Origin of the sequence: Citrobacter sp. R-1.5.2 (genome assembly GCF_035064245.1) — a bacterium.
Classification (GTDB): domain Bacteria; phylum Pseudomonadota; class Gammaproteobacteria; order Enterobacterales; family Enterobacteriaceae; genus Citrobacter.
Window position 1 is genome coordinate 1 of sequence record NZ_JASEYC010000065.1, and the last position, 1357, is coordinate 1357.

Below are 1357 nucleotides of genomic sequence, written 5' to 3' on the forward strand. Positions count from 1 at the left end.
CTTAGCGTGCTTTATTTAATGAGATGGTCACTCCCTCCTTCCCGGTACTATGCTGAGGACAGGCTTTCATTCGGAGAACTATCATGGAAAACATTGCGCTCATTGGTATCGATCTGGGTAAAAACTCTTTCCATATTCATTGCCAGGATCGTCGCGGGAAGGCTGTTTACCGTAAAAAATTTACCCGGCCAAAGTTGATCGAATTTTTGGCGACATGCCCCGCTACAACCATCGCAATGGAAGCCTGTGGCGGTTCTCACTTTATGGCACGCAAGTTGGAAGAGTTGGGGCATTCCCCAAAGCTGATATCACCACAATTTGTCCGCCCGTTCGTTAAAAGCAATAAAAACGACTTTGTCGACGCCGAAGCTATTTGTGAAGCTGCATCGCGTCCGTCTATGCGTTTTGTGCAGCCCAGAACGGAATCTCAGCAGGCAATGCGGGCTCTGCATCGTGTCCGTGAATCCCTGGTTCAGGATAAGGTAAAAACAACCAATCAAATGCATGCTTTTCTGCTGGAATTTGGCATTAGCGTTCCCCGAGGAGCTGCCGTTATTAGCCGACTGAGTACCATTCTTGAGGATAATAGTTTGCCTCTTTACCTCAGCCAGTTATTGCTGAAATTACAACAGCATTATCACTATCTTGTTGAGCAGATTAAAGATTTGGAATCCCAGTTGAAACGAAAGTTGGACGAAGATGAGGTTGGACAGCGCTTGCTGAGCATTCCCTGCGTCGGAACACTGACAGCGAGTACTATTTCAACTGAGATTGGCGACGGGAAGCAGTACGCCAGCAGCCGTGACTTTGCGGCGGCAACAGGGCTTGTACCTCGGCAGTACAGCACGGGAGGTAGGACGACATTGCTGGGAATTAGTAAGCGAGGTAATAAAAAGATCCGAACTTTGTTGGTTCAATGTGCCAGGGTATTCATACAAAAACTGGAACACCAGTCTGGCAAATTGGCCGATTGGGTCAGGGATTTACTGTGCCGGAAAAGCAACTTTGTCGTCACTTGTGCTCTGGCAAACAAGCTGGCCAGAATAGCCTGGGCCCTAACGGCACGACAGCAAACTTATGTAGCATAACGGCAGAAATACACCGGTTTAAAGAATTACTGATCTGGTTTTGCGAATACTGATATTGATGATACTAACGGCCCACCGGCCTGTTGAGGAACCTGTAAAACGGAAAGGCTCATTGAAGCCGTATATTTTCTGGAGGTTCATCAGGCGCGGAACTCATCAAGGCGCGGGAATAAAATCCCATTCAGACGCCGGATAGATTCAAGCAAGCCAACTTGTCGTCAAAATCGGTGTTGCAAAAACGGGAGTGACCATAGATTCCGTTTTCTGAG

At 47.7% G+C, this 1357-nt stretch carries 1 protein-coding gene; it reads left to right on the forward strand.

From position 1 onward, the window contains the following. The first annotated feature begins 83 nt into the window (after nt 1-83). The gene (locus QMN38_RS26550; RefSeq protein WP_000427623.1) at nt 84-1088 is read left to right on the forward strand and encodes an IS110-like element IS4321 family transposase; all 1005 of its coding nucleotides are present in this window, start codon (nt 84-86) and stop codon (nt 1086-1088) included. Nucleotides 1089-1357 lie beyond the last annotated feature (269 nt).

What these genes read in the sequence shown, in the direction of transcription:
- QMN38_RS26550 (WP_000427623.1), top strand. Translation starts at nt 84, where the DNA reads ATGGAAAACATTGCGCTCATTGGTATCGATCTGGGTAAAAACTCTTTC.